Annotated in this window: 2 protein-coding genes and 1 pseudogene; all 3 read right to left on the bottom strand. The window is 60.3% G+C overall.

Going from position 1 to position 1831, the window contains the following annotated elements:
• Window positions 1–607: amidohydrolase family protein (locus RTY00_RS24415; protein ID WP_312666694.1), on the bottom strand; the 607-nt coding region annotated here is incomplete at its 3' end.
• Window positions 600–1373: a glucosamine-6-phosphate deaminase gene (locus RTY00_RS24410; protein ID WP_312666693.1), complete on the bottom strand. Its 774-nt coding sequence runs from the start codon at window positions 1371–1373 to the stop codon at window positions 600–602. The genes RTY00_RS24415 and RTY00_RS24410, both read right to left, overlap by 8 nt.
• Window position 1374: 1 nt before the next feature.
• Window positions 1375–1831, bottom strand: a pseudogene (locus RTY00_RS24405) (Na+:solute symporter); the annotation flags it as partial.

Raw genomic sequence — 1831 nt, 5'->3', positions numbered from 1 at the left:
CAACCGCCGCATGAATTTGCTCTGGCGTAGCGGAAGTGTGCCCAATGGCGACGCGCACCTGCTGCGCCACACAATGCTTGATCAGCGCATCGCTGTGCGGCCATTCCGGTGACAGCGTCAGCAGGCGAATATGCTGCTGTGCCGCTTGCTGCCAGCTGTCGAACAGCGCGATATCCGGTGCGCGAATCGCCTCGCGCGGATGCGCACCGCGCGGCCCATCTTCAGGCGACAAAAACGGTCCTTCCAGATGAAAACCGGGCACGGCGCGTGCCACGTCAGGATGATGCTGGCAGGCGCTGGCGAGTCGCTGCATCGCCTGCGCAATCTCCTCCGGCATGGCGGTGATCACCGTCGGCAAAAAGCTGGTGACGCCCTGCTGCCACAGCGCGCGCGTGGCGTGCAGCACATCCTCTTCGCTGAAGGGAAAGTGGTTGAAATCGACGCCCTGAAAGCCGTTGACCTGCAGATCGACCAAGCCCGGCGCGAGGATAACCTCCTCTTCCAGTTCGCTCAGCGCGCGCACATCGATAATGGTGCCGTGCTCAATCTCCAGCTCAATCGGTTGCAACGTGCGGTAATCGCGGCCGCGCAAAATGAGGTTAGTCAAACGTCACCTCCGGGCAAGCATCGCTGTCGGTATAGAGCGTGCAATCGGCATGCTGACGCAAACACGTCGCCGGACAGGCGGTGGAGATCGCATCATCAAGCGTTGCCCGCACCGCTGCGCGTTTAGTGGCGCCCGGCACCATGCAAAACAGCCGCGCGCCGCTCATCAGCGCGGGAATCGTTAGCGTCACGGCATGGGTCGGCACCGCCTCGAAAGTGGCGAAACAGCCATCGTTGACCTGCTGCTGGCGGCAGGCATCATCCAGCTGCACCACCTTAACGCTGAAGGGATCGCTGAAATCAGCCACTGGCGGATCGTTGAAGGCTAAATGGCCGTTCTCGCCAATACCGAGGCACACCGCATCAATCGGTGCGGCGTTAAGTTTTGCAGCATAATCCGCACAAATCACGGCAGGATCGCCGCAAGAGGGAATCAAATGGACTTCGCCAGGCTGCACCACATCAAACAGCTTCTGGCGTAAAAAGTGGCTAAAGCGTTGCGGCGCATCCGCGTCCAGCCCGATGTACTCATCCATATGGAAAGCGTGAATGCGCGACCAGTCAATATCCTTTGCCGTAACCAGCGCGGCGAGAAACTCGTTTTGCGAAGGCGCAGCGGCAAACACCATGCGCACTACATGCTGTTCACTCAGCCGTTGACGCAGAAACGCGGCCACATCCTGCGCCGAATCCGCACCTAATGCTGCGCGGCTGGCGAAGCGCTTGATACGTAAGCGATCTCGGGTTCCCTGTTGTAATAGCGTCATGTTATCCCTCCTGAGAGACGTTGCTTTTGTGCGCCCAGCGCTGTGCGGCGGGCGCATCCTGATCCTGATTGAGTGCGTTCAGCAGTTGATCCACTTCCGGGCGCACCGGCGCACGGCGTAACCAGCCCATCACCACGAACAGCACCAGTGAAGACATCACCGGCGCGGCCACCACGGTGGCGGTGCTGACATCGGTAAAGATAAATTTCACGCAGAAGAAGGTGCCGACGCCAATCGCCCAACTCACCAGTGCGGCGGCGCTGCCGCTGCGACGAAACGCCGGCAGCAAACCCAGCAGCATGGGAATGGAGATCGGACCGACCAAGCCGCCAAACCAGATGATCAGCAGCGACAGCACGCCGCCGAAGTGGCTGGCGTTCATGGCAATCACCAGCGTGGTGATAATGAAGAGAAAAGCGGTGAGCCGCGCCACCAGCAGCCAGCTTTTACCGCGCTGA

It is taken from the genome of Pantoea sp. CTOTU49201, from assembly GCF_032054795.1.
GTDB lineage: Bacteria > Pseudomonadota > Gammaproteobacteria > Enterobacterales > Enterobacteriaceae > Pantoea > Pantoea symbiotica.
Note: the sequence above shows the minus strand (reverse complement) of the source record. Positions and strands in the feature narration are given on the sequence as shown.